The following is a 3,184-nucleotide window of genomic DNA, read 5'->3' on the forward strand; positions in this document are numbered from 1 at the left end:
AGCTGGCGCTCAGTCGTTCGTTAAGGGGGGCATAGCCCACCCTTAAAATCCCCGAACCGTTTCACGGTTCAAAGTCAAAACCTTTGAAGGAGGTTAGTTTTAATTTAAGGAGAAATATAATTATGTATTCAATAATCAGGAAACAATCACACAAAAAAACTTCTATCACCGCAGTTAATAACCATAATATGAGATTGGTTTCAGAGGAAAATGTAGATCCCACAAAATCGCATTTAAACCGAATTTTAATCGGTTCTGATAATATCAGAAATGACGTTATGGGTTATATAAAAACCAATGATATTAAAATTAGAAACAAAGATACTGTCATTTTTAATGAGTTTATTTTAACCGCTTCGCCAGAATTCTTTTTCCATAAAGACGGAAAAAAGAAAACCAAATCTGAATATAAATCTGATCTTAATGATTGGGTTAAAACACAATTAGAGTATTTACAGAAAGGTGAATACGGAGTTTGTGTTAATGCTATTTTACACCTCGACGAATCAACTCCACACATTCATGCAATTTCTCTACCTATTAAAGACAATAAACTAAATAATAAATCTTTCTGGCGAGGTAAAAACTCTTATTCAAGATTGATAGATAATTATCACCAAGCAAATAAGAAATATGGTTTAAAACGAGGTGAGAAAGTAGAAGATACTTTGGTAAATCATACAACATTAAAAGAATATAGAAATATAATCAGACAGGATATGGCAGAAGAAAAATTATTCTACAATGAATTATCTAAAAACATTCTCAATGTTCCTGAAAGAAAAAATATTATGGGTTTAGAGAAAAAATATTCAGCAGAAGAAGTTAAAGATATTGCTACGAATACATTTAAAAAACTAAATCGTCAGAGACGAAGAGCAAAATTTAGAGAAAAGAGATCTGATGAGAAAGCAGAAGCAGCTACAAGCCAGTTTTACAAAAAAAGGAATGAGGCTTCAAAGCAAGAGTATTTAAATACTTTAAACCAAAATAAATTGTCCGAAATGTCAGAAAGGAACCTGACATTAGAGAAAGAAAATAAAACCTTAAAAGGTGAAGTTTCAGTTTTAGATCTCATAAAAAAACACCTTCCAGAGGAATTATTCGCACTTATTAAAAAAGCAAAAGATATTGATATTCCATTTAAACCTAACACAATAAATGAGTTAAAACAAAAACTCGATAATAAAAATGATATTTCTTGTCAGAGAAAAAACACCACTCCCAGCGGGTTAAAGCCTAAATAATGAGCTGTCAGGAGACTTGTCAGAGATTTGTCAGAAACGGTGTCTGACAGTGTTTTATTAGCTATAACAATGGCTTAAGTGGTTTTGTCAGATGTCAGAGTGTCAGAAAAAAGTTCTAAACCTTGTCAGAGAATATTTATATTTTTTTCTGACAAGCCTATTGACTTTGTATATTTTCCGATCTATAAATTGTGTATATAAATTAAAATAGAGGAAAATAATATGTTTAAACCTGAAGGTGTTGGATCATTCCCTCCAGAGGAATATATAAAATATATTTCTATGATCGAAGATAATAATAATATTGAGCAAGTAGAAGAAGAAGTTTCAAATACTCATAAAGCCTATATTTACAATAAAGCTCTTGAAGTCATAAACGAAGAAAATATTTTCGAAATAATGGCTCTTATTCCGAAACCATTTTTGACAAGGAAAACAGAGAAAGAGGCGGATATATTATCAGTAATTTATAATAAATTCCTTGAGAATACAGAAATTCCCTGCGCTTTACCTGTATTTTCATTTTTTAGTTTTTTAAGTGCTTTTTGTGTTAAAAACAATATAACCTATTCGATCCCTTTATCTGACGATAAAAACCCATTAGATACTTGGATCACCGTTCTTGCTCCTTCTGGAAGTGCTAAAACTTTCTCCAACTCTCAAATAAATAAAATGATCCCCAGAGATTTGGAAGGTAAGAAATTGATTGAGCAAAATTTTACTCGTCCTAACGGAGCCGCAAAATTTATACAAGAGTTGTCAGAACTACCCCTGACAAAAGACGGTTCAAGCCAATATGGTTATTGGATTGAAGACGAAGCGGCTCAAATGTTCAAGCAAATTGAGAAAATAGGCTCTCCGCTTTCTGAAATTAAAGAGTATTTATTAAAAGCATACGATCATGAGGTTTTATCCAGAAAAACCAAAAATGAAACAGTAGAAACAAAAAATATTATACTCACATTGTTTTTTATAAATACATTTGAAAGTTATGTGAATAATATCTCCAATGAATCAATGACTGATGGTTTAATGAGAAGGTTTAATCTTGTTTACAGTGAAAAAGACAGTAGAGATTTCACCGATTATTCAATTTACAATGTAAATAAAATCCGTGATGAAGTTATGACGGATAAAATGATAGAATTCTTTTTCTCAATTAAACCCGATCAACATTTTACATTTTCTGACGAATGTTTTGAACTGTATAGGAAATATTTCAAAATTTATTGGCATAAGAAATATAAAAATATCCTTCCCGGTAAGGAAAATTTTTATAGAACTTATATGATGCAGTCGTGGAAATTTGCAGTTTTCTATCATTTTATACTTGGTAAAACTGGTAATGTGATTGACGAAGAATGTTTGGTTTACGGAATGAAAATCTCCTTATTGTTTGCTGAAAGCATGAAGAAATTTTTTGACTTTAAAACAAAACCAAGCCAAGTAGAAAAAGCAAAATCAGATCTGGATAAATACATTGATTATTTAAATACAAATCCAGAGATTAAAATGAGAGATTTTACCCGCAAATTTACTATCAAAAAGGCCGAAGGCTTAATCATTTTGAATGCAGTGAAGGAGTCAGGAGTAGTCAAAGATCACATACTCTTTAACGAACTGAGCAAGTAACTTGCCGGTTCGGCCACGGTAGAAGCATGTAAGTTGCATTTCGGCAAGTTCAACCCCTCAAAACCCCATACAGCAAGCTGTATAGGGTTTCTCACGGTTCTCAGTAAACCCCTCTAATCTCGTGTCCTACATGACTACCAGTACCCCTATAGAATTGTGAGAAAGTCATAAACTTGTTTATGGCTTTTGAGCAATTGAGCAACGAGCCGAAGGCGAGGCGGTAGGCAGTTTGACATATTATATTAAAGTGATAACTTTAAATTGTAGTCTCGGTTTTAAATATAGGTCTATCACTCACTAGACCG

Annotated in this window: 2 protein-coding genes; both read left to right on the forward strand. The window is 32.1% G+C overall.

The features are described 5' to 3' along the window. Positions 1 to 122 precede the first annotated feature (122 nt). Positions 123 to 1,247 (forward strand): MobV family relaxase, encoded by a 1,125-nt coding sequence (mobV, locus tag ACUY4Q_RS24820; RefSeq protein WP_369864633.1) that lies wholly within the window; start codon positions 123 to 125, stop codon positions 1,245 to 1,247. Between the two features lie 222 nt (positions 1,248 to 1,469). Continuing rightward, complete coding sequence (locus tag ACUY4Q_RS24825; protein ID WP_369864631.1) at positions 1,470 to 2,879, forward strand: hypothetical protein; 1,410 nt, start codon at positions 1,470 to 1,472, stop codon at positions 2,877 to 2,879. Positions 2,880 to 3,184 lie beyond the last annotated feature (305 nt).

The organism is Phytobacter cepae (assembly GCF_054165735.1).

Coding starts and splice junctions, on each gene's coding strand:
- mobV (WP_369864633.1), top strand. CDS start 123: ATGTATTCAATAATCAGGAAACAATCACACAAAAAAACTTCTATCACC.
- ACUY4Q_RS24825 (WP_369864631.1), top strand. CDS start 1,470: ATGTTTAAACCTGAAGGTGTTGGATCATTCCCTCCAGAGGAATATATA.